This window comes from Alkalihalobacillus pseudalcaliphilus, assembly GCF_028610675.1.
Classification (GTDB): Bacteria; Bacillota; Bacilli; order Bacillales; family Bacillaceae_D; genus Alkalihalobacillus; species Alkalihalobacillus pseudalcaliphilus.
Genome location: NZ_JAQQWS010000003.1, coordinates 271,245 through 292,238, shown reverse-complemented (window position 1 = coordinate 292,238; position 20,994 = coordinate 271,245). Strand labels below are relative to the sequence as shown.

Below are 20,994 nucleotides of genomic sequence, written 5' to 3'. Positions count from 1 at the left end.
GCAAAACAAAATACGCAGCACTAAAAGAGTCAAAACAAACGCCCGTGTGGTCGAAACTGAAATCCTACTCCACTCAGGGGTTTTGTTGCCTATCGAACGGTAATTTGGTATCATTAATAATATTGTCAAGATGAACGAAAATGAAGGGGTGAGTGGAGAAAATGTCTCAAATTTCGAAGGATCAAGTTAAGCATGTAGCCCATTTAGCACGCCTTGCGATTACAGAAGATGAAGCAGAAATGTTTGCCGAACAGTTGGGTAATATTATCTCTTTTGCGGAACAGTTAAATGAGCTTGACACAGAGAATATCGAACCAACTACACATGTATTAAATATGACCAATGTGTTACGTGAAGACAAGCCAAACGAAGGCTTACCGGTTGAAGATGTCTTAAAGAATGCACCAGATCATGAAGATGGACAAGTTAAAGTACCATCAATTTTAGATTAATAGGAGGGTAGGCCCACATGTCATTATTTGATTTACCGATGTCAGAGCTTCACAGTAAGCTTCAGAAAAAAGAGCTGAAGGTTTCTGACCTCATTGACCAATCATATAAACGAATTGCTGAGGTAGAAGATAGAGTCAAGGCTTTTGTTACTTTAGATGAAGAGAAGGCTCGTACCTATGCAGCCGAATTAGATGAAGCATTAGGAACGGATCGTTCATTTGGAACACTTTTTGGAATGCCAATCGGAGTGAAGGATAATATCGTCACGAAAAATTTGCGGACAACGTGCTCAAGTAAAATCCTTGAGAACTTTAATCCGATTTATGATGCAACCGTTGTACAAAAACTGCAAGAAGCAGAAGCGGTAACAATTGGTAAACTTAATATGGATGAATTTGCGATGGGTTCTTCAAATGAAAACTCAGCCATACATATTACAAAAAACCCGTGGAATTTAGATTATGTTCCAGGTGGATCAAGTGGTGGTTCAGCTGCAGCTGTAGCCGCTGGTGAAGTCCCATTCTCGCTTGGTTCTGATACAGGAGGCTCAATTCGTCAGCCAGCTGCTTATTGTGGTGTTGTTGGTTTAAAACCAACATACGGTCGTGTTTCTCGTTATGGATTAGTTGCTTTTGCCTCATCTTTAGATCAAATCGGCCCTATTACAACAAATGTTGCTGATAATGCTTATCTATTACAAGCGATTTCAGGTCTTGATCCTATGGATTCTACATCAGCTCATGTAGATGTGCCAAACTTTACGGAAAAGCTGGAGCAAGGAGTAAAAGGTCTTAAGGTGGCTGTACCTAGAGAGTATTTAGGTGATGGTGTTGATCCTGAAGTGGCTGACTCAGTACGAGAGGCGCTTAAAATCTTAGAGCGTGAAGGGGCAACATGGGAAGAGGTTTCCTTGCCACATTCTAAATACGCTCTGGCAACGTATTATCTAATTTCTTCATCTGAGGCTTCTGCGAACTTATCTCGATTTGATGGTGTTCGTTACGGCTATCGTTCTGAGGATGCAGAGAACCTGCTTGATATGTATAAGAAGACACGCGCAGAAGGATTCGGCGATGAGGTCAAGCGTCGTATTATGTTAGGAACGTTTGCTTTAAGTTCTGGTTACTATGATGCTTATTATAAAAAAGCTCAAAAGGTTCGTACCTTAATTAAGCAAGACTTTGAGAATATCTTCAAAGATTATGATGTTATTTTAGGGCCAACGACACCAACTACTTCATTTAAAGTCGGTGAAAAAACGAAGGATCCGATGACGATGTATGCCAATGATATTTTGACCATCCCAGTTAACCTTGCTGGTGTACCAGGAATATCTGTACCATGTGGCTTTAAGGATGGTCTTCCTTTAGGTCTACAAATCATCGGCAAACACTTTGATGAAGCAACGATTTACCGTGTTGCCAACGCTTATGAAAAAGCAACGGATCACCATAAACAAAAGCCGGAACTGTAAGGAGGGGAGTTAACTATGAATTTCGAAACGATTATTGGACTTGAGGTTCACGTCGAATTAAAAACAGAATCAAAAATATTTTCAGCGAGCCCAAATCACTTTGGAGCTGAGCCGAATGCGAATACGAGTGTGATTGATTTAGGATATCCTGGTGTTTTACCTGTGCTAAATAAAGCAGCGGTTGAATTTGGAATGAAAGCAGCAATGGCATTAAATTGTGAAATTGCTACGGATACGAAATTTGACCGTAAAAACTATTTTTATCCGGATAACCCGAAAGCCTACCAAATTTCTCAATTTGATAAACCGATTGGTGAGAACGGTTGGATTGAAATTGAAGTTGGTGGTAAAAAGAAAAAAATAGGAATTACTCGCCTTCATTTAGAAGAAGATGCCGGTAAATTAACCCACTCTGGAAATGGTTACTCATTAGTGGACTTTAACCGTCAAGGTACACCACTAGTAGAAATCGTTTCTGAGCCAGACATTCGTACACCTGAAGAAGCCTACGCGTATCTTGAGAAGTTAAAAGCGATTATTCAATTTGCTGGAGTATCTGATTGTAAAATGGAGGAAGGTTCCTTACGTTGTGATGCAAATATTTCTTTACGTCCGGTTGGGCAAGAGAAATTTGGTACAAAAGCTGAGCTCAAAAACCTAAACTCCTTTAACTTTGTTCGAAAAGGCTTAGAGTATGAGGAGAAGCGTCAAGAGCAAGTGCTTTTATCTGGTGGAATTATTGAGCAAGAAACACGTCGTTTTGATGAATCAACAGGTAAAACGATCTTAATGCGAGTTAAAGAAGGTTCTGATGATTACCGTTACTTCCCAGAGCCAGACTTAGTAGCTCTGCATATTGACGATGAATGGAAAGAGCGTGTTCGTGCTTCTATTCCTGAGCTACCAGATGCAAGAAAAGCTCGTTATGTGGAAGAGTTGGGATTACCACCTTATGATGCAATGGTTTTAACGTTAACAAAAGAAATGTCTGATTTCTTTGAGGAAACAGTTGCTAAAGGCGGTGACGCTAAGTTATCTTCTAACTGGTTAATGGGTGAAGTTTCTGCATACTTAAATGCTGAGCAAAAAGAGTTAAAGGATGTCGCTTTAACACCTGAAGGCTTAGCGAAAATGATTGACCTTATCCAGAAAGGGACGATTTCATCTAAGATAGCGAAAAAGGTCTTTAAGGATTTAATTGAAAAAGGCGGAGACCCAGATGAGATTGTGAAGGAAAAAGGACTTGTCCAAATTTCTGATGAGGGTGAGCTTTTGAAAATGGTGACAGATGTTCTCGATCAGAACCAACAATCCATTGAAGACTTTAAGAACGGAAAAGATCGTGCTTTAGGATTTTTAGTCGGTCAAATTATGAAGGCTTCTAGAGGGAAAGCAAATCCACCAATGGTCAATAAACTTTTATTAGAGGAAATGAATAAGCGTTAAAATACAAAAAGACCGGAATAAGTGAATGTATCACTTATTCGGTCTTTTTTAGTTAGTAACTAGACGTTTTTAAAGAGCCCGTCTTTAATAGGGTTACGCATTTGGTAAATGTTAATGACAATGACTTTTAGTACGGCATAACCAGGAATGGCGATAATCATCCCGATAAATCCAGCCAGATTACCTGCTGCCAAGACAAGGGTAATAACCGTTAATGGGTGAACACTAAGCTTTTTACCCATAATATTTGGTGTGATAAGATTACTTTCTGCTTGTTGTACGGCTAGCGTGATAACGGATACCCAAATCATCAGGATGGGGCTTTGGATTAAAGCGATGGTTAGGGCTGGTAAAAAAGCTAACCAAGGACCAAGGAATGGAATCATATTTAATAAGAATGCTAATAAAGCAAGCAATAGAGCATATTCAAGTCCGATAACGGTGTAGCCAATAAATAACAATATTGCTAAGATGAGTGCAGCTAAAACTTGCCCCTGAACATAACTTTTCAGTGTAAAGTCAATTTCCTCTAATAATTTCTTTACCCATTTTCTAAGGTCACCTTTGAAAAGATTATAGATAGCAGGTGCGAACTTATCATGGTCTTTTAACATAAAGAAAAAGAAAAAAGGTACTAATATCAAAGTAAGTGTTGTGGAAACGGCTCCGCTTAAAAAGGAAATGACATAACTCGAGCTTACAATTAAAATATTTTCTACATTATCTAATAATGAATTTACGGTTTGTTCTAATTGGACAGGTATATAGTTCTCGCCGTTAATATATCTAGTAATAAGCTCTTCTATTTGCTGGAAAATCACCGGAGCATTTTGAATAAGCTTGTTGGCTTCATTGATGAGTGGTTCAAGCATAAATACGAGACCTGTTGCAAGCAATGCCATAACAAAAAATAGGATTAATAAGGCACTTGCCCATTGAGGCATTTTTAAAGCTAACCATTTTTGGAGTGGTACGGTAATGTAAAATAACAGTCCTGCTAAGAGTACAGGTATTAGAATTGTCGTAATCACAATCCAAATCGGATCAAATAACCAACGGATGTCAATAAAATTCTTAATAATAAAAGTGAGTAGAAGGATACCTATTCCTAATTGAAACCATAATTTGTTGAGCATTTACCAATCTCCTTTTGTATGAAAGTTACTTATGGGCGATAGTTTGTGCCATGAAGTTAGCTGGTCATCCATCTTGCGATCAATGACCTTAGTTGGACAGTGCTCCCTGTTTATTCAGGCCGACTCCTGATGATGATCGAGTTGTAAACGTGCCAACAGTTTAAACAGTCGCCACTACTTTCATCTTTGTTGGTGGCGAAGTGAATGGGGCTTCGCCATGATTATTTTGTGTTTATTACTATTATACAAGAAAATAGGTGATTACATGTACACATGTACATAGTATAAATATGACGATGTAATGTATGTCATAGCCTAAAAGATTAAAAATAATCTTGATGCAATATGAAATGAGGAGCATCATGAGGATTAACAATATAATCTCTATGAACATTATACCCCCTAATGTCAGTCTTCTGATAGTCGTATTTATAATCATCATAATGCCTAACGTAACGTTATATGCAAGAGGCAAATAGGTTTTAGAATATTTTCTAAAGGCTAATCTTGTGATGAATCCATGAAAAAAGAGATAGTTAGTCTAATTCGGACTAACTATCTCTTTTATTCTTAGTTTTTAGCGATATAGCTGAATGTTCGCTCGTCGATGCGAGAGTTCATGTTCAAATTGTTCTTGACGAATAAATTCTTTAAGCTGTGCTTCTGAATAAGCTCGCTTCTTAACAGTAATTGTGAATATAAGAAATTGAAATGTCATGAGTATCTACCTCCTTTGTCTTACTCTTTCAGGTGTGCCCTTTCACCTTTGCATACCAGTCTAATAAAATCACTTCCAACATAAACACTTCATACGACCTCCTTTTTCATTTTTGACTGTTTTACCTGTTTTAAAACGGAAAGAATATTTATTTATGAAAACTCAGCAGTTAAGCTGAGGGTTCAACGAAAAAAGCCACAGAACAGATCTGTGGCTTTGGGGAAAAGGATACAAAAAACCACAGAGATCGCCCCTGTGGTTGGATATAAGAGATAATTAAAACCTATGAAAGGGTATAGGCCTTCTCTAAGACAGGTAACGATGCATATATAATTGTTGGTTGTTCAGATTGTGTTGTAAATAACTTCAACATAGTCATCGACCTCCTTAGATAATTTAAATTACTCTGATAATTATAACGGGTGGTAATGGAATTGTAAATAGGCATCTTGAAAATTTATATGAAAGTTGGTGCGAACATGGAGCGTTACTCGTCGCTACCGAAAATTATGCTCCGCGTCCTGCTGGGTGGCACTGAACTAATTAGCTTCGCTAGTGGATTTCAGCTCTGCCACTACTTCCCGCGGGAGTCTCCGCATATTTTCGTCCGCTGGGTTACAGTAATTCTTTAGTTCAAAAAAACAATCCAACACTATTCTTTTAAAATGAAAAAGAACAAAATCAAATTGAATGAAGTTCCACCAGTTAAAATGCCAGACACCACTCTCATTCTTGTTGGTGATGATTTGTGACCGCAAATCATTATTGGTATTTTATTTGATTGTTAGCTGATTGGTAAGTCTATAATATAGTTACATATTTTTTTCTTAAAAGTGTAGGGGATTCTAAAGTTGACGCGTCTAATAGGTAGACTAGCAGAAAGGGGGAGTGGCAATGGCATGGAGGAGCTAGTGATGAAAGCCCAAAAAGGTGACGAAAAAGCCTTTCAAGAAATTGTTGAACAGTATCGTGTTCATGTTATTCGTACGATAATACCAATCGTTAAAAATGTGAAGGATGCCGAGGACTTAGCTCAAGATGTTTTTGTCCGTGTCTACTATGCTCTCCCCCAGTATGAAGCACGCGGTTTTAAAACATGGCTTACTAGGATTGCTGTTAATATGGCGATAGATGAAAAAAGAAAACAGAAAAGGCGAAATGAAGAAGCGCTCGAAAATTGGGAGGGCATGAGTGTTTCCAATGAATTAGAGGAGAAGCTTCTAAAAAAAGAAACGAAGCGTTTATTACATGAAAAACTGGAGTCGGTTCCAGAGAATTACCGCAATGTGTTAGTTGCTTTTTACATAGAAGAAAAAAGCTATCAAGAAATTGCGAGGGAGCAGATGGTAGAAGTGAAGACGATCGAAACGAAGTTATACCGAGCAAGGAAATGGGTTAAGGAACGTTGGAAGGAGGAGGATTTTCGATGAAGGAGCATTTTTCTAAGCAGGAATGGCAACTTTATATTCTTGGTGAGTATGACGAAACACAAGAGAGCAAGATGGAGGACCATTTATACACATGTGATGACTGCTTATCTGTATATATGGATTTACTTGAGCAAGTAGACGTTGGAACAACGGAACCGGTTAGTTTTGTCGAATCGATAATGACTAAGGTTGAGCCGATAGCAAAAGCCCATCAACAGCTTCATATGAAATCGGATATGAAAACTAACGAGCTCAAATCGAAAAAGAAAAAAGGAGCATCTCGAAAACAAACCTTCCTTCACTATATTTTGGCAGCCTCCTTAACCTTTATTCTGATGACTTCAGGTATCTTTGAAGATATTGCCGAGGGGGCCCACCAGGAACAAGTAGAGCGTGAAGTTGTGATGGCTACTAAGGAACCAGCTGTTTCAGAACGAGTTTTAGATAAAATTTCACAAGTATTTGATCAGATGATCAACACAGAAAGGGGTAAGCAGCATGAATCGGAGTAATTTAATTGCATTCTTTTTAGCGTTTATACCAGGAGCGAGTTTCTTTTATTTAAGAAGACCCTTCATAGCCTCCTTTTATGGCTTGATGTTTATGATATTCTTTTTAGTTAGCTTATTTATTATGGCTGATTATGGCTATTTATTTGCTGGTGAGTCTATTATTACAATGTTTTTGGCGATGTGTGTTTGGTTTATCCAATTCCTGCATTCGATAATAAACATCTTAAAGGATCCAGTACAATCTGTAAATAATGAGGACGGTCTTGTTGAAAAAACAGATGATGGAGAACGTCTATTTATTACATTTATGTCGTTATTACCAGGATTAGGTCACATGCAACTTGGTTTAATGAACCGTGGATTAACGTTAATGATTGCGTTCTTTGGTTTATTAACGATGCTGATTTTTATCACAGCGATTACAGGCCATGCGGTTTTCCTCGTGTTCTTAGGCGTGCTGCCGATTATCTGGATTTATAATATGTTCGATGTCATTCAATTCTTAAATAGAAAAGGAAAAGGTGAAGAACTAAAGGACCGCTCTATTTTAGAGGATATTGAAGCAAATCGAGTAGGTAAAAAGAGTAAACCGATTGCGATGTTATTTGCGATTTTTCCAGGGGCAGGTCATCTCTACTTAGGGTTACAAAGTCGAGGTATTCAATTAATGGCTTTGTTCTTAATTGGTATTTTCTTAATGGATATGTTGAGGCTTTCCATGTTTCTATTCTTAATACCGATTGTATGGTTTTATAGTTTCTTTGATGCTCTGCAAAAAGTGGCTCAATATGATGAGGGTGTTGAAGATGTACCGATTTTAACCGCTTTTCGTAATTATCAAAAATGGATCGGAATTGGAGCAATCCTGTTAGGGGCTTATTATTTATTTGATCAAGTTTTGCTTCATATGTTAGCACCGGTGTTTGAAACATATTTTAGTACGGACTTACGCTTTATGTATTATCAATATTTCCAAACATTTGTGGTTTGTTCCTTATTAATTGGAGCGGGGCTACATCTGTTGTCTGGTTCAAAAAAGAAAGAGAAAAAGAAAGAGGTCGCGGAAGGGGAGTCGTAAATGAGGACTTGGAGAGTTGGCTCATTTTCAATGGGCATTACATTAGTGTTGTTAGGGGTCGTTTTAGTTGCCTCGAATTGGCTCAATGTAAGTATGTATGAATTATTTATGTCTTGGTGGCCATTTTTACTGATTATTGTCGGCACGGAAATGCTTATTTATTTGAAAAAACGTGATGATGAGGATGCCCGCATCAAATATGATTTCCTTAGTATCTTTTTTGTAGGGATTATTGGGACGATTGCCTTGAGTTTTATGTTTTTGTCTGTATCTGGCTTAATGGAACAGTTTCGTTATTCTGTGACACATAAAACGGAAACGACTCATAATCTGCCATCTTATTCTGAGGAAGTCAATAACCGTTATGAGAAGGTTGTGGTGGAAGTAGGAAATCAGCACGTGAATGTAGAGGCTTCTGAACATGAAGCTGTTGAGGTGTTTGGGACATATCAGTCGATTGAGGATGAGTTAGTGGAGAGCCAGGATGACTATATGTTGACAGAAGTGAAAGGTGATACGCTCTATATTACGTTAAAAGACTTACCTAAAGTGAGTGGTTTCTTTTCTTATCAACCTTTAACAAGACCAACCATTCTAGTTCCTGCTGAGTTGGAATTAGAGGTCAGAGGTCGTAATTATGAAGGAAAAATCACCCTGTATCCAAGCGAACTATCTGCTAATTGGTATATTCAACATGAAGGAGCCATTGAAACATACTTATCAAATCAAAGCAATGTCACCTTACAAGGGGAACAGATATGGGTAAATAACGGTGAACAGGAGAGTACTTCTTTTCAAACAGGAAGTGGCGAGAACCGAATCTCCTATGTGAGCTCTAGCACTATTTTTGTTTATACTCAGCCATGACTGATAGGCTGAGTTTTTGTTGTCAATTATTTTTTTAGGAACTAAGCGAATATCGAAGCAATTCGTGAATCTTTTTGTAAAATTTGTTGTTTACGACCTTTTTGATGTAAAATAGGAGTGAATATATGGATGACAATATGTGGAACTAGGAACTTGGCTATTAGGTCAGGTTTTCCGTTTGTGTATAAGGGTGAGACAAGACATAATTATGTAAACAAACTCATACAATGAAACACATTTTATATTTGTACTTCGTTCGTTTATTAGGGGGATATTTATGAAACGAGCACGATTGATTTATAATCCAAGTTCAGGCCGTGAACAAATTAGAAAAAATTTAGCCTATGTTTTAGAGCGACTAGAGGAAGTCGGTTATGAAACTTCTGCCCATGCAACAACGGGGGAAGGCTGTGCGACGAGGGCCGCTAAAAAGGCAGCTGAAAATGGGTATGACCTCGTTATTGCAGCAGGCGGTGATGGTACGATTTTTGAAGTTATTAATGGACTAGCTCAATTGCCGAATAGACCAATGCTAGGCTTGATTCCGGCTGGTACTACGAATGACTTTGCCCGAGCTCTTGGGATTCCAAGGGATATTGAAAAGGCCTGCGATGTGTTATGTGGTGAACATATTGAGCCAATTGATATTGGGAAAGTGAATGATAAATACTTTATTAATATTGCTGCTGCTGGTGCTTTAACGGAACTCACGTATGAGGTTCCGAGTAAAATGAAGACATTAGTCGGTCAGTTAGCCTATTATATTAAGGGGCTTGAGATGTTACCACAAATAAAGCCTACTTTTGTCCGAATTGAATATGATGGGAAGTTATTTGAAGGCGACATTATGATGTTCCTAGTCTCTAATACGAATTCGGTTGGTGGGTTTGAGAAGCTTGCTCCTGATGCCTCGTTACAGGATGGGATGTTTGATTTTATTATCGTGAAGAAAACGAGCTTTCCAGAGTTTTTAACACTAGCTGGTATGGCTTTACGAGGTGAGCATTTAAATCACTCGAAGGTCATTTATGTGCAAGCAAATCGAATTAAAGTGCATGTGGAAGGCGAGGATATGAAGCTGAATTTGGACGGGGAGCATGGTGGACAACTACCGGCAGAGTTTGTGAATCTCTATCAGCATTTTCAGATGCTAACGCCTAAGGATAGGAAAAAGAAAGATTAAGGTATGGGATCAGCTCTGATGGTAGAGCTGATTTTTTTTTGAAAGCTGACTCAAGGCGATATGCTTATCTTTGATAAGTGCTCCGGGAATGGGGGCACGCTATTTTGTTAGAGAATTTCTCATACAAAAAAATAAATGAATGTTAGCAAGAGGCCTAGAAAAAGCAAGGAAGTAACAACATAAGTGGAGGAAAAGCCGTGCTATTTTGTAGGAAAAAAACAAAACATATTGAATATAGTGTAGTACACTTTAAAAATGAAAGTGGAGTAAAATCCAATCTTAATGTATATCAATGATAGGGATTAATATCCTGTATTTGTTATAGGATGGTTTTATATGAACGAATTTGAATTATAGGTGGTGGATAGGGTGGATTTGCTAATATTTATCGGTTCTTATTTTTTAATGAGTGTACTCGTTTCGGTTGTATTTTTAGGCATTCTTTTTTCAAGCTTATTTATGATAAATAAGTTGTTTAAAATGACGGAGGAAAAGTGGGGCTCTCTCCTTTCATCTAAAAGTGGTCAAGGAGCGTTTTTACTTTTATTTGTGCCTTATATAATCACGGTATTGTTCATGCTTCCGTTAAGCTTATTTTGGTTTGGGTTTATCAATTTTCCAAATGAGTGGGTTGGAGCGTTATCGATATTTTTTCTTTTAATGGTAGTGACGGTTGTTAAATTTGCAAAGGTGAAAGGTGAAATTCGGACGAGATTCATATCAATGTCGTGAAATGTTCGTAGAAGTAAGTTTATGTATGGGAGGTAGAGGGATGGAAACAAATGAGAAAAGAGGCTCAAATAGAGGGATTTTAATCGCTATTTTAGTTTGTTTAATTTTATTGGTCTTCAATCAGAATAATAGTCATTACAACTATGATAACTTCCCAAGCTATATTGAAACTAATGTTACTGAAGACAAAGTAATCCCTGTAGGGGAAGATAAGATCGTCATTTATAATCATGGTGAGGTTAATGTGTTCAGATGGGATGAAGAAGGAGAACGGTTTAATTGGTTGGAATCCTTTTATCCTTATGACCGTATTGGTGAAGAGGGGTTTCAGTTAGATTCTGAATAATTTTAAATACGTAGATAGTTTCTGAAACGTTATGAGGTAAGCGTTCGTTCTATTTCAAGTAAGTGAGTGTTAAGAGATGGAGTGAATGTGATGAGACGTGTTTACGTAATTTTGCTTATTGTTTTGTTCTGTTCAAGTTGCGTTTCTCAAGATGAGCAGAGTGAGCAAGGTATGCCTGCTGAAAAACCAGATGATTTTGATTTCTCATTAAAGTATGGGATGGGTTTAAATATGAACGAATTAAATACATATGAGAATACGTACACGAAGGATTTGATTGAAGATGGGACGGCAACAACGGAGCTATTTTTGACGGAGGAGGAGATAGCATATATTTATGAGCAATTTCGGCAATTAGGTGTGAAAGACTTACCTCATGATCGTGCAACGGGAAAGTACATTACATGTATGGAACCGCATTCTACCTATGTATTGAAAATGACCGTTGCAGAAGAAGAGTTTCGCTTGAAATGGGATACGGCTTGTGAAACGCCGGCGAAAATAGCGTGGGAAAAGTTTGTCAATAATCTCGAATCAACGATTATTTTTGTGAAGGAAGAATATCAACAGTTACCTGAGGCTAAAGGGGGGTATGAATAAGTGTTATATGCTCTTAAATGAGCAATCTTTTAGTATGACTATTTGAGTAGAATGAAACTAAAAAGGACAAACCATATTTCTAATAGGTGTGGTTTGTCCTGTTGTGTGTTCTTCTTATCACCCCTTCATAAGGAGCATTTTATCAAGATTTTTTCCTTCTTTTAATGATATAAAAAATGGCTACGGTTAGAATTAAGATAATGGCTGTGCTGAAGAGCCAAGTAAACGATGAATATTGATTATTTAGGCGATCTTCTGCTGTATATTCAATGATAACCTCCCTCTCAACAGGTAGTTCAGGAAGCTCATCTTCTGCCCAACTCCAGGGCTCGGTATTGCCACATGCCGAGATATAAGCTTTATTGCCCGACATTTTTCCGAAAACTAAATACGTTTGATTTTCGTTAAGTGATTGTCTGAGCCATTGTCCTTCTGAATCAAGTGCCGTAAAGGTTGGTGAGACATCGCCTTTAAAAACAAGCTCTACATCAAATAGAAATCGATCATTGGCAAAGATTGATTGAATGGATGTTAGTGTGCCTTTGAAAACAAAATCAGACTCTTCAAAAGCTGTAACTCGGTCGGGGAGCTCCACACAGCTTAAAGCATAGGTTTTGCCCGGTTGAAAGCTGACGACCGAAAAACAAAGGATAAGAAGAGTAAGCCAAAGAGTTCTTTTCATATGTGATCCTCCTATTTTAATACGTAATGATGATCTATAGATGTTGAACGGCAAAAATGGGCGTAAGGTTACAAAGTGCTCATAAAAATAATTAATGCCGGCGAGTTATGCGGAGACTGCCCGCAGGACGTGAAGCATCATTTTCGGTGCGACGATTAACGCTCTATGTTCGCACTTTCATATAAAACGCCGATACCGGAGCAAAACCGATCCACCATCAACAAAGATGAAAGTCTTGTGCAGATACGGAAGCCAAACCAGGTAGTAACTGCACAAAGAGGGGGTTAATGTGCAGATACGGAAGCTAAACCAGGTAGTAACTGCACAAAGAGGGGGTTAATGTGCAGATACGGAAGCTAAACCAAGTAGTATCTGCACAAAGAGAGGGTTAATGTGCAGATACGGAAGCTAAACCAAGTAGTATCTGCACAAAGAGAGGGTTAATGTGCAGATACGGAGGCCAAACCAGGTAGTATCTACACAAAGAGGTGGTTAATGTGCAGATAAGGAAGCTAAACCAAGTAGTAACTGCACAAAGAGGGGGTTAATGTGCAGATAAGGAAGCTAAACCAGGTAGTATCTGCACAAAGAGAGGGTTAATGTGCAGATAAGGAAGCTAAACCATGTAGTAACTACACAAAGAGGTGGTTAATGTGCAGATACGGAAGCCAAACCAGGTAGTAACTGCAAAAAGAGAGGGTTAATGTGCAGATGCGGAAGCTAAACCAAGTAGTAACTGCACAAAGAGGTGGTTAATGTGCAGATACGGAAGTCAAACCTTGGAGTAACTACACGAAAACGTCTGAACGTGTTAGTTACTGGAGGGAAGTGCGTGAGTAACTACACGAAAAAGCCTGAACGTGTTAGTTACTGGAGGGAAAAGTGTGAGTAACTACACGAAAACGTCTGAACGTGCCAGTTACTCAAAGGGTAGTTAATTGTTTTGTGATCTTGAGAATTAGTAGTAACCCAGCGGGCGAGTCATGCGGAGACTCTCTGGAGAAAAGCTCCCGTGGGAAGTAGTGGCAGAGCCGAAATCCACAAGCGAAGCTAGTTAGTTCGGCGCCACGTGATTGTCGCGGAGCATGATTTTCGGTAGCGACGGGCAAAGCTCCACACGTGAGTACCAGCATCAACTTTCATATAAATACCGTTGACCTCCCAAACTGTCAACGGCACTATCCATTTAAAATGTAAAGTGGTTTCTCACTACTTTATTCTAGTCCTTGTCTGGCCATTTCTCTATATTCTTCTTCACCAGAAGCTTCGGCAAACTCTGCCACATCAATCGGATAGGTAGAATAAAGTTCAATAATATGCTCCTTCATTTTTGGCCACGTATAACCACCAGCTTTTTCATAGTAATGAAGTAACTTATCTAAAGCTTCTTCACCGAAAACAAGATAGTGAGGAATAAAATCCTTGGAAATATCGGCAATCTGCGCCTCGGTCCAATCGATCATTCCAGTAATTTCTCCGGCTTCGTTAATCATCATATGACCGACATGACCATCACCATGAATCATACCCGTCACCTTTGGCCAATACTCATCCGTATTTAACCACTGCTGCCAACGATTCAGCAAATCTGGGTTCACCTTATAATCTTGCTTCACTTTCTCAATTCTTTCTTTCATCGTTTGGCGAATTTGTTCAGCGGTCTGTCTTTTCGTTAGTTCAGGTAAGGCTTCACCTTCAACGGGTAGATGATGTAAATGAACAAGGCATTCCGCCAAAGATTGATGGTAAATTTCAGGAAGATTCTTTTCGTCAATTTCGTAAACATATGCTTTTTGTTCCATATCGATGGTGGCAGCGGGTACGCCTGCTAGTGGTCGATAAGCAATCAACTCAGGTGTGTAAACTTCCCAAATAGGTACTTCAAAAGGAACAAACTTAGCAATATAAGCTAACGTATCTTTTTCGGCGGCTGTCCTTGTAAAAACCTCCGTCCGTCGAGGCATTCTAAGTAACCACTTATTACCTGTAACCGACTCAGCGATCGCAACAAGAAAGTCTAGTCCTGATTGATTAACACGAATGGAGGCAGCGTCTAATTCAATGCCATTCTTTTTTGTAATTTCCATAATTTCATTTCCCGTATTTCCGTTATTTTTCTTCATAGTAAACACTCCTTAATTTAAATATAGTTGCTTGTTTTGTAAGGTATATTGTACATCAGCAATTCGCTTCACAAACGTTCGATCGTGTGAGACAAGTACGATCGTTCCTTCATAACCTTGAATAAATTTTTCTAAAGCTAAAATCGCATCGATATCGAGAAAGTTCGTCGGCTCATCTAAGATGAGAATATTATAACGCCCCAAAAACAGCTGGCAAAGCAAGAGACGAATCCGTTCTCCACCGCTTAAGGTGCAAATATCTTTGGAGAGGTCACTCCCACCAAAGCACATCGAATGCAAGGCAGCTCTAATCACTGTTTCCTCATGGTCACTGCGCTCTTTTAAATAATCATAGACGCTTTCAGATTTCTCAAATTGATAGCTTAATTGGTCATAATAACCGATTTGGGCTTTAAGAGAGAGTGTCAGGTCATGACCATTCTCAAGGATATGATGAAGTAAAGTTGACTTACCAGATCCATTCTCGCCTGTTAAAGCAATGGTTTTACCTACAGGGAATTGAAAACTGGCCTGTTTGAGCAAAAGTTTATTTCCTGCATATAAGGTTAGCCGCTCTGCCATAATTGGAAATTTATTATGCAGCTGCAAAGACTGTGATTGTGGGAATGAAATCGTTCGTTCCCATTCAGGTGCTTTCACTACTTCAAGCTGTTCGGCACGATGCTCTAGAGATTTGGCTGTTTGCTGCATCGCTTTTTGCACGTTATCTTTTGATTTTGAAGCAGATAGTCGACTTGGTGATTGATTTTTCGCCGCATTTTTCTTTCCTTGTGTTACTTTTTTCGCCTTCTTTAATTTATCCTCAGCCGATTTTATTAATCGTTCTTTCTCTTTTATATACTTTTCATGCTTTTCCTGCTGTTGCTCTTTTTCTAATTGCTTTTGCTGTAAATAGTCCGTGTAATTGCCACTATACTCCGTGACTTTTCCATCCTTCACTTCCCAAATTTTATTGACAAGCTGGTCGAGTACGTAACGGTCATGGCTAACGATAAGTAGGGCACCATAATAATAAGCAAGCTGATCCAGTAAAAACTGTTGACCGTTCTGATCTAGATGCGTCGTTGGTTCATCTAATAATAGACCCTCATGGTAGTTAGAAAAAAGCTGGGCTAGCTTAAGGCGTGATTGCTCACCACCACTTAAATGCCCGTGACTTTTCCCATTTATATTTAAGAGCCCGAGCATTTTATAGTCTGCATCATGCTCTGTGGGGGGAGCTGTCTGTTCAAAATAGCCAAAGTCAATTTGTCTATGAACATGACCTTTTGTTGGTAAAATCTCCCCCTTCAACAATTTTAATAAGGTACTTTTTCCACTCCCGTTTTTGCCAACAATACCAATGCGGTCAAATTGGTAAACAGACAGTTTTTCAATATCCAGAATGGTCTGGTCTAAAAAACTTACTTCAATATGGGCCAGTTCTAATTGTAATGTTTCCATTGTTTATTCCTCCTATTTGTTGCACAAAAAAATCACAGACCTCTGCCTGTGATAAGGAGTAAACGGGAAACACGTTGCCGGGCTTCTTTTTTACACAATGTCTTTTTAGTTTTTAGGAAATTAAGGACGGTGCTGGTACTAAAAGTTATGCCTCAAGAGGTCTCGTCACTTGCTTTCACAAGTTAACTTCATCTCAGATCTTGGGCCTCTATGCACCACCACCAACCCATTCAAGTAAATGCAGTTGTAAAGAGCGATAACAACATAAACTCGTGATGAGTAGCCAAAAATTTTCCTATTAACGTTGTGTAGAATGAAATATACATATAAAAAAGAAAGGCAGAACGAGTCGGCCTTTCCGTCAATAGCAGTTACTACTGCTGTTTGTAGGATTATTAAAAAAGGTCAGACTGCTCCCGTTTACTCTGTTTCACAAACAGAGCCTTTGAACGTATTTAATTACGAGTTCAAAGTTGGGAAACGCAATCTCATAAAACACATATTTTAACAATCCTCCTCCGATTAAAGTTATTTCTAGTTTAAGGGACGATCTAAATGGTGTCAATGTTTCTTTCGTTTTTGGAAAAATGATGTATTTATTTTTGGATAGGATTTACATATAGATGAGTTCGGATTACAGTTAAAGTAAGATTTGTGAGCACAGCTCATTTCGTTCAACCAAAAGGAGGTATCGTTGGTGATTAATCCTATTATTCAAGCACCAATGGCAGGAGGTGTTACGACTCCTGGATTAGTCCACGAAGTTTGTTGCCATGGAGGTCTCGGTTTTTTGGCTGCGGGTTATCTGCCTGTAACTAAATTGAAAGAACAGATTATTCGAGTCAGATCATTAGGTACGAAGGTTTTTGGTGTGAATCTATTTGTACCTAATGAGCCTACTGTGATTACAAAAGAACTATTAGCCTATCAGGATAGGATTAATCATTTTGCAAGAGCATTCCAGATAAAAACTGGAAAGCTCGAATACTCTGATGATGCTTGGGTAGAAAAGCTTGATTTGATTAAAAAGATGGAAGTTCCGTATGTAAGCTTTACATTTGGTTGTCCCTCTAATGAATTATTTGAGCAATTAAAGGCACTACATATTCAGACAATCGTCACGGTAACGACAGTGAAGGAAGCAGAACAGGCAGAGTGTGCCGGTGCTGACTTTGTATGTGCACAAGGAATTGAAGCAGGAGGGCATAGAGGGAGCTTTATTAATGAAAAACAAATAGATGAGCCATTAACGACGAGCGTGTTAGTGGAGAGATTACTAGAAAAGATCACGATACCTATTATTGCAGCTGGTGGCGTGATGAATGGGAAACAAATTAAGAGTTTACTAGATCAAGGAGCAATAGCCATTCAGCTAGGAACCGCCTTTTTATGCTGCACAGAGAGTGGGACAAATCGCTTACATCGTGAGTCATTAATGAACAAAGCTTTTACCAAGACTGAATTAACACGTGCGTATACAGGAAGATTCGCACGTGGTCTTTCTCAACCTTTTATCGGTCAAAATAAGGATGCACCTTACGCATATCCAGAGATTCATTACCTTACTCAATCATTACGAAAAGAAGCTGTTTCAATCGGAAGAGCAGACATAGCGGCGTTGTGGGCAGGAAGTAATTTTAAGCAAATTCGCGCAATGCCAGCAGGAAAGTTGGTGAAAACATTAGCAGCAGAAGCCGGAATACTTCTTTCATGATTCTAAAAAATGAAACGATTAAGTGGAAATATTCGTATACATTAGAAAACATCAGGTAGGTGACTGGTATGGAGCATGTTGTTTATTTTAGAGAGAAGTTCTTTTCAAGAGGAATAACGGAAATTCTTGATAAAGACAATCATAAAATTGGTTATTTAGAATTAAAGTCAGGCTTTCGAACGAGAGCGTCTATTTTAGATGAGAACCAACGTGAAATGATGCGTGGAGAATTAAAAGGATTTACTTCAAAATGGTTGATGGAGGATTATCAAGGGCAGGAGCTCGGTTATGTGAAGCAAAACTATTGGTCTTGGAATAAAAAATATCATTACAATAAGGCACAGGACGATCAGGCCTATTTGTTTCAGGCTCCTGTGTTTTCAGAAGCGTATCAAATTCAAGATGGTGATGGACAGGTAGTTGGCGAGGTAAAAAGAGTAAGTTTCTTTTTCTCTGCCCCTGCTTATGAGCTAACCAATCGTTCATTGGAGCTGTCGACGGAGGAATTAATCTTGGCGATTACAGGTGTTAACGCACTGAACCGAATGTATAATGCAGCTGTTACTAGCAGCAGTCATTAATGCCGTTTCCAAAATGGTCGGGAAGTATGCTACAATCACAAGTAGCTTAAGGAAAAGGACGGCTTAAATATGAAACAAAAAGGAATACCCGTACAGAAAAATGATGTCTTGAACGTTCATATAGAGGATTTAACCCATGAAGGGGCAGGTGTCGCAAAAATAGAGGGCTACGCCTTATTTATCCCTGAAGCTTTACCAGGTGAAGAGGTAGAGGTAAAAGTCATTAAAACAAATAAAGGTTATGGCTTTGCGAAGTTAGTAAACGTTATTACGGAAAGTCCAAACCGTGTAGAGCCACCCTGTCCCATCTTCCGTCAATGCGGCGGCTGCCAAATCCAACATTTGAGCTACGAGGCTCAGCTTGTGATGAAGCAAAAGCAAGTCAAAGACGTATTAGAGCGTATTGGCGGAATTTATGATGTTCCTGTTCATCCTACACTTGGTATGGAAGAGCCGTGGCAATATCGGAATAAATCACAAGTCCCATTTGGCGAAAAAGATGGTGAATTAATCGCCGGTTTTTATCAAAAGCGTAGCCATAACATCATAGATATGGATAGTTGTATCATTCAGCAAGAGGAAAATGACCTCGCTGTGCAAGAAGTGAAGAGCATTGCTGCCCGTTATGGAATTCGTGCTTATGATGAGGAAAAACATCGCGGAACATTACGTCATGTCGTTGTCCGTCAAGGCAAAAAGACGGGTGAAATGATGATTGTTTTAGTGACAAGAGGCAAGGAGCTACCGAATAAAAAGAATGTCATTGACGATATTCGTGAATCTCTACCATCAGTCACTTCAATTGTGCAAAATGTCAATCCAAAGCGTACGAACGTCATTTTTGGTGAGACAACCTCTGTTTTATGGGGAGAAGAATATATCCATGATTATATCGGTGACATTCGTTTTGCCATCTCAGCACGCTCTTTTTATCAAGTCAATCCAGAACAGACGAAGGTTCTTTATGATAAAGCCTTAGAATATGCAGATCTTCGTGGCCATGAGACGGTCATTGATGCGTATTGCGGAATTGGTACAATCTCTTTATTTTTAGCCCAAAAAGCCAAAAAAGTACTTGGCGTTGAAATCGTCCCAGAAGCGATAAGTGATGCCAAACAGAACGCACGAATTAATGGATTTGATCATGTTGATTTTGCGGTTGGAGAAGCAGAAAAAGTCATCCCATGGTGGTATGCCCAAGGCGTGAGAGCGGATGTCTTAGTCGTTGACCCACCACGTAAAGGCTGCGATGCGGAGCTACTTGAAACAATCCTCGCAATGAAGCCAGAACGTGTCGTCTACGTATCCTGCAACCCAGCCACACTCGCCCGCGACTTGAAAGTACTAGAAGCAGGGGGATATAGAACGAAAGAAGTGCAGCCTGTTGATATGTTTCCGCAGAGTACGCATGTGGAGTGTTGCTCACTGTTAATTAGGAAGGACTAAAGGGAGCTTGATTTTGGCTCTGATTCTAAAGAGAACTATTAATTCAACAAAGAGAATAAATGAGGAAACCGATAAGTAATTATTGGCACCTTATCCTCACCTACCTCAATTCGGTTGATAAATTGTGGTAGGTTTTTCTTTGTTAACTGGTGGTCTTGAAAGAATTGGCGATACCCATATTGAAATTTTCTCAACTCATATTCGACATCAAGTCCGTTCAATACATCAGATAATTTATCCAATTTATTTTTCCATTCAATTAATTGTGTATCGATTAATTGAGTCTCTCCTTGATAATCGTCCGAAGTGATAGTTCCTTCAGCTAGTAAGCGTAAAAAAGACCTTTTTAGACTGTTAGACTTATCAACCTTATCAAGTAGCTTTTGTCTTTGGGCTGAGAGATGCTCCAGAGTCACTTCGTTGTTACGTTGAAGTTCTTTCCTCACATGCTTGTTATCAATTAGCTCTACCGCTTGCATAATATCTGAAATAACTGCTTTAGTTATTATTTCTTCCTTAATAGTATGATTTGAACAGTATTTCTTCCCGTGTTTGGCATAGCGACCACAAATATAAACAGTTCGGTTAGAGCGATACCACATCGATGCTGAACAATCTTTACAAAATAAGTAATTCGTATATAGATGTGTTTGTGCTTTTGGGATATGGTTTTTTACTTTAAAGATTTTATCTTGAACTAGCTCAAAAACATGTTCAGAGATAATTGCAGCGTGAGTATCTTTAACAACAATGTGCTTTTCTTTAGGTAACCAAATACGAGAATCGATAGTAACACTTGCTGTAGTCTCTCTACCTTGCACTGTATGACCTAAGTAATGTGGATTGGTCAAGATATATCTTATTGTAGAACCATGCCAATAGGGAGACGTTTTCTTCTTCTCAGCAACCATTGAAGGAGACGGTACATTCTCATAAGAAAGTGTCTTTGCGATGGAATCAAAGCCGATACCACTTAGGTACATTTCAAAGATGCGTTTAATTACATCAG

20 protein-coding genes are annotated in these 20,994 nt (G+C 38.8%); 14 read left to right on the top strand and 6 right to left on the bottom strand.

From position 1 onward, the window contains the following. Positions 1-161 precede the first annotated feature (161 nt). From gatC to gatB, 3 genes are read left to right on the top strand one after another with little or no spacing between them, the layout of a single operon-like run. Positions 162-452, top strand: coding sequence for an Asp-tRNA(Asn)/Glu-tRNA(Gln) amidotransferase subunit GatC (gene gatC / locus PQ479_RS09820; RefSeq protein WP_047990010.1), 291 nt, complete (start codon positions 162-164; stop codon positions 450-452). A 17-nt stretch (positions 453-469) separates the two neighbouring features. Further along, positions 470-1,927: an Asp-tRNA(Asn)/Glu-tRNA(Gln) amidotransferase subunit GatA gene (gene gatA, locus PQ479_RS09815; protein WP_047990009.1), complete on the top strand. Its 1,458-nt coding sequence runs from the start codon at positions 470-472 to the stop codon at positions 1,925-1,927. Between the two features lie 15 nt (positions 1,928-1,942). Beyond that, entirely contained in the window at positions 1,943-3,373 is a 1,431-nt protein-coding gene (gene gatB / locus PQ479_RS09810) for an Asp-tRNA(Asn)/Glu-tRNA(Gln) amidotransferase subunit GatB (protein ID WP_047990008.1), read from the top strand. 59 nt (positions 3,374-3,432) lie between these two features. Here gatB and PQ479_RS09805 read toward each other — a convergent pair whose 3' ends face one another. Next, entirely contained in the window at positions 3,433-4,509 is a 1,077-nt protein-coding gene (locus PQ479_RS09805) for an AI-2E family transporter (RefSeq protein WP_047990007.1), read from the bottom strand. 577 nt (positions 4,510-5,086) lie between these two features. Continuing rightward, the gene (locus PQ479_RS09800) at positions 5,087-5,227 is read right to left on the bottom strand and encodes a YrzI family small protein (RefSeq protein WP_083991329.1); all 141 of its coding nucleotides are present in this window, start codon (positions 5,225-5,227) and stop codon (positions 5,087-5,089) included. 851 nt (positions 5,228-6,078) lie between these two features. On the opposite strand from PQ479_RS09800, the gene PQ479_RS09795 reads away from it, so the two are divergent. From PQ479_RS09795 to PQ479_RS09760, 8 genes are all read left to right on the top strand, one after another. Further along, entirely contained in the window at positions 6,079-6,657 is a 579-nt protein-coding gene (locus PQ479_RS09795) for an RNA polymerase sigma factor (protein WP_337957092.1), read from the top strand. Further along, positions 6,654-7,169 (top strand): anti-sigma factor family protein, encoded by a 516-nt coding sequence (locus PQ479_RS09790; protein ID WP_047990005.1) that lies wholly within the window; start codon positions 6,654-6,656, stop codon positions 7,167-7,169. The genes PQ479_RS09795 and PQ479_RS09790 overlap by 4 nt, the downstream gene beginning before the upstream one ends. Then, complete coding sequence (locus tag PQ479_RS09785; RefSeq protein ID WP_047990004.1) at positions 7,156-8,247, top strand: hypothetical protein; 1,092 nt, start codon at positions 7,156-7,158, stop codon at positions 8,245-8,247. Before PQ479_RS09790 ends, PQ479_RS09785 begins: the two co-directional genes overlap by 14 nt. Then, complete coding sequence (locus tag PQ479_RS09780; RefSeq protein WP_053070499.1) at positions 8,248-9,114, top strand: LiaF transmembrane domain-containing protein; 867 nt, start codon at positions 8,248-8,250, stop codon at positions 9,112-9,114. It begins immediately after the preceding gene. A 277-nt stretch (positions 9,115-9,391) separates the two neighbouring features. Then, positions 9,392-10,297, top strand: a complete 906-nt coding sequence (locus PQ479_RS09775) for a diacylglycerol kinase (protein ID WP_047990003.1) — start codon at positions 9,392-9,394, stop codon at positions 10,295-10,297. 369 nt (positions 10,298-10,666) lie between these two features. Next, entirely contained in the window at positions 10,667-11,029 is a 363-nt protein-coding gene (locus PQ479_RS09770) for a hypothetical protein (protein ID WP_047990002.1), read from the top strand. Positions 11,030-11,069: 40 nt separating this feature from the next. Continuing rightward, a complete protein-coding gene (locus PQ479_RS09765; RefSeq protein WP_047990001.1) occupies positions 11,070-11,375 on the top strand; it encodes a hypothetical protein in 306 nt (101 codons plus the stop codon). Between the two features lie 90 nt (positions 11,376-11,465). Then, complete coding sequence (locus PQ479_RS09760; protein ID WP_053070498.1) at positions 11,466-11,975, top strand: hypothetical protein; 510 nt, start codon at positions 11,466-11,468, stop codon at positions 11,973-11,975. Positions 11,976-12,117: 142 nt separating this feature from the next. Here PQ479_RS09760 and PQ479_RS09755 read toward each other — a convergent pair whose 3' ends face one another. The 3 genes from PQ479_RS09755 to PQ479_RS09745 form a co-directional block, all read right to left on the bottom strand. Continuing rightward, positions 12,118-12,657: a hypothetical protein gene (locus PQ479_RS09755; RefSeq protein WP_047990000.1), complete on the bottom strand. Its 540-nt coding sequence runs from the start codon at positions 12,655-12,657 to the stop codon at positions 12,118-12,120. Positions 12,658-13,871: 1,214 nt separating this feature from the next. Further along, positions 13,872-14,780, bottom strand: a complete 909-nt coding sequence (locus PQ479_RS09750) for a macrolide 2'-phosphotransferase (RefSeq protein WP_047989999.1) — start codon at positions 14,778-14,780, stop codon at positions 13,872-13,874. 12 nt (positions 14,781-14,792) lie between these two features. Next, the gene (locus PQ479_RS09745; RefSeq protein ID WP_047989998.1) at positions 14,793-16,244 is read right to left on the bottom strand and encodes an Msr family ABC-F type ribosomal protection protein; all 1,452 of its coding nucleotides are present in this window, start codon (positions 16,242-16,244) and stop codon (positions 14,793-14,795) included. A 697-nt stretch (positions 16,245-16,941) separates the two neighbouring features. On the opposite strand from PQ479_RS09745, the gene PQ479_RS09740 reads away from it, so the two are divergent. The 3 genes from PQ479_RS09740 to rlmD all read left to right on the top strand — a co-directional run bounded on the left by PQ479_RS09740 (position 16,942) and on the right by rlmD (position 19,985). Beyond that, positions 16,942-17,958 (top strand): NAD(P)H-dependent flavin oxidoreductase, encoded by a 1,017-nt coding sequence (locus tag PQ479_RS09740; RefSeq protein ID WP_273716958.1) that lies wholly within the window; start codon positions 16,942-16,944, stop codon positions 17,956-17,958. Positions 17,959-18,026: 68 nt separating this feature from the next. Then, complete coding sequence (locus tag PQ479_RS09735) at positions 18,027-18,539, top strand: LURP-one-related/scramblase family protein (protein ID WP_047989997.1); 513 nt, start codon at positions 18,027-18,029, stop codon at positions 18,537-18,539. A 69-nt stretch (positions 18,540-18,608) separates the two neighbouring features. Then, positions 18,609-19,985 carry a 23S rRNA (uracil(1939)-C(5))-methyltransferase RlmD gene (gene rlmD, locus PQ479_RS09730; RefSeq protein ID WP_047989996.1) on the top strand — a complete coding sequence of 459 codons (1,377 nt, stop codon included), beginning with the start codon at positions 18,609-18,611 and terminating at the stop codon, positions 19,983-19,985. Between the two features lie 38 nt (positions 19,986-20,023). On the opposite strand, the gene PQ479_RS09725 is transcribed toward rlmD, so the two are convergent. Next, positions 20,024-20,968, bottom strand: coding sequence for a recombinase family protein (locus PQ479_RS09725; RefSeq protein ID WP_053070497.1), 945 nt, complete (start codon positions 20,966-20,968; stop codon positions 20,024-20,026). Positions 20,969-20,994 lie beyond the last annotated feature (26 nt).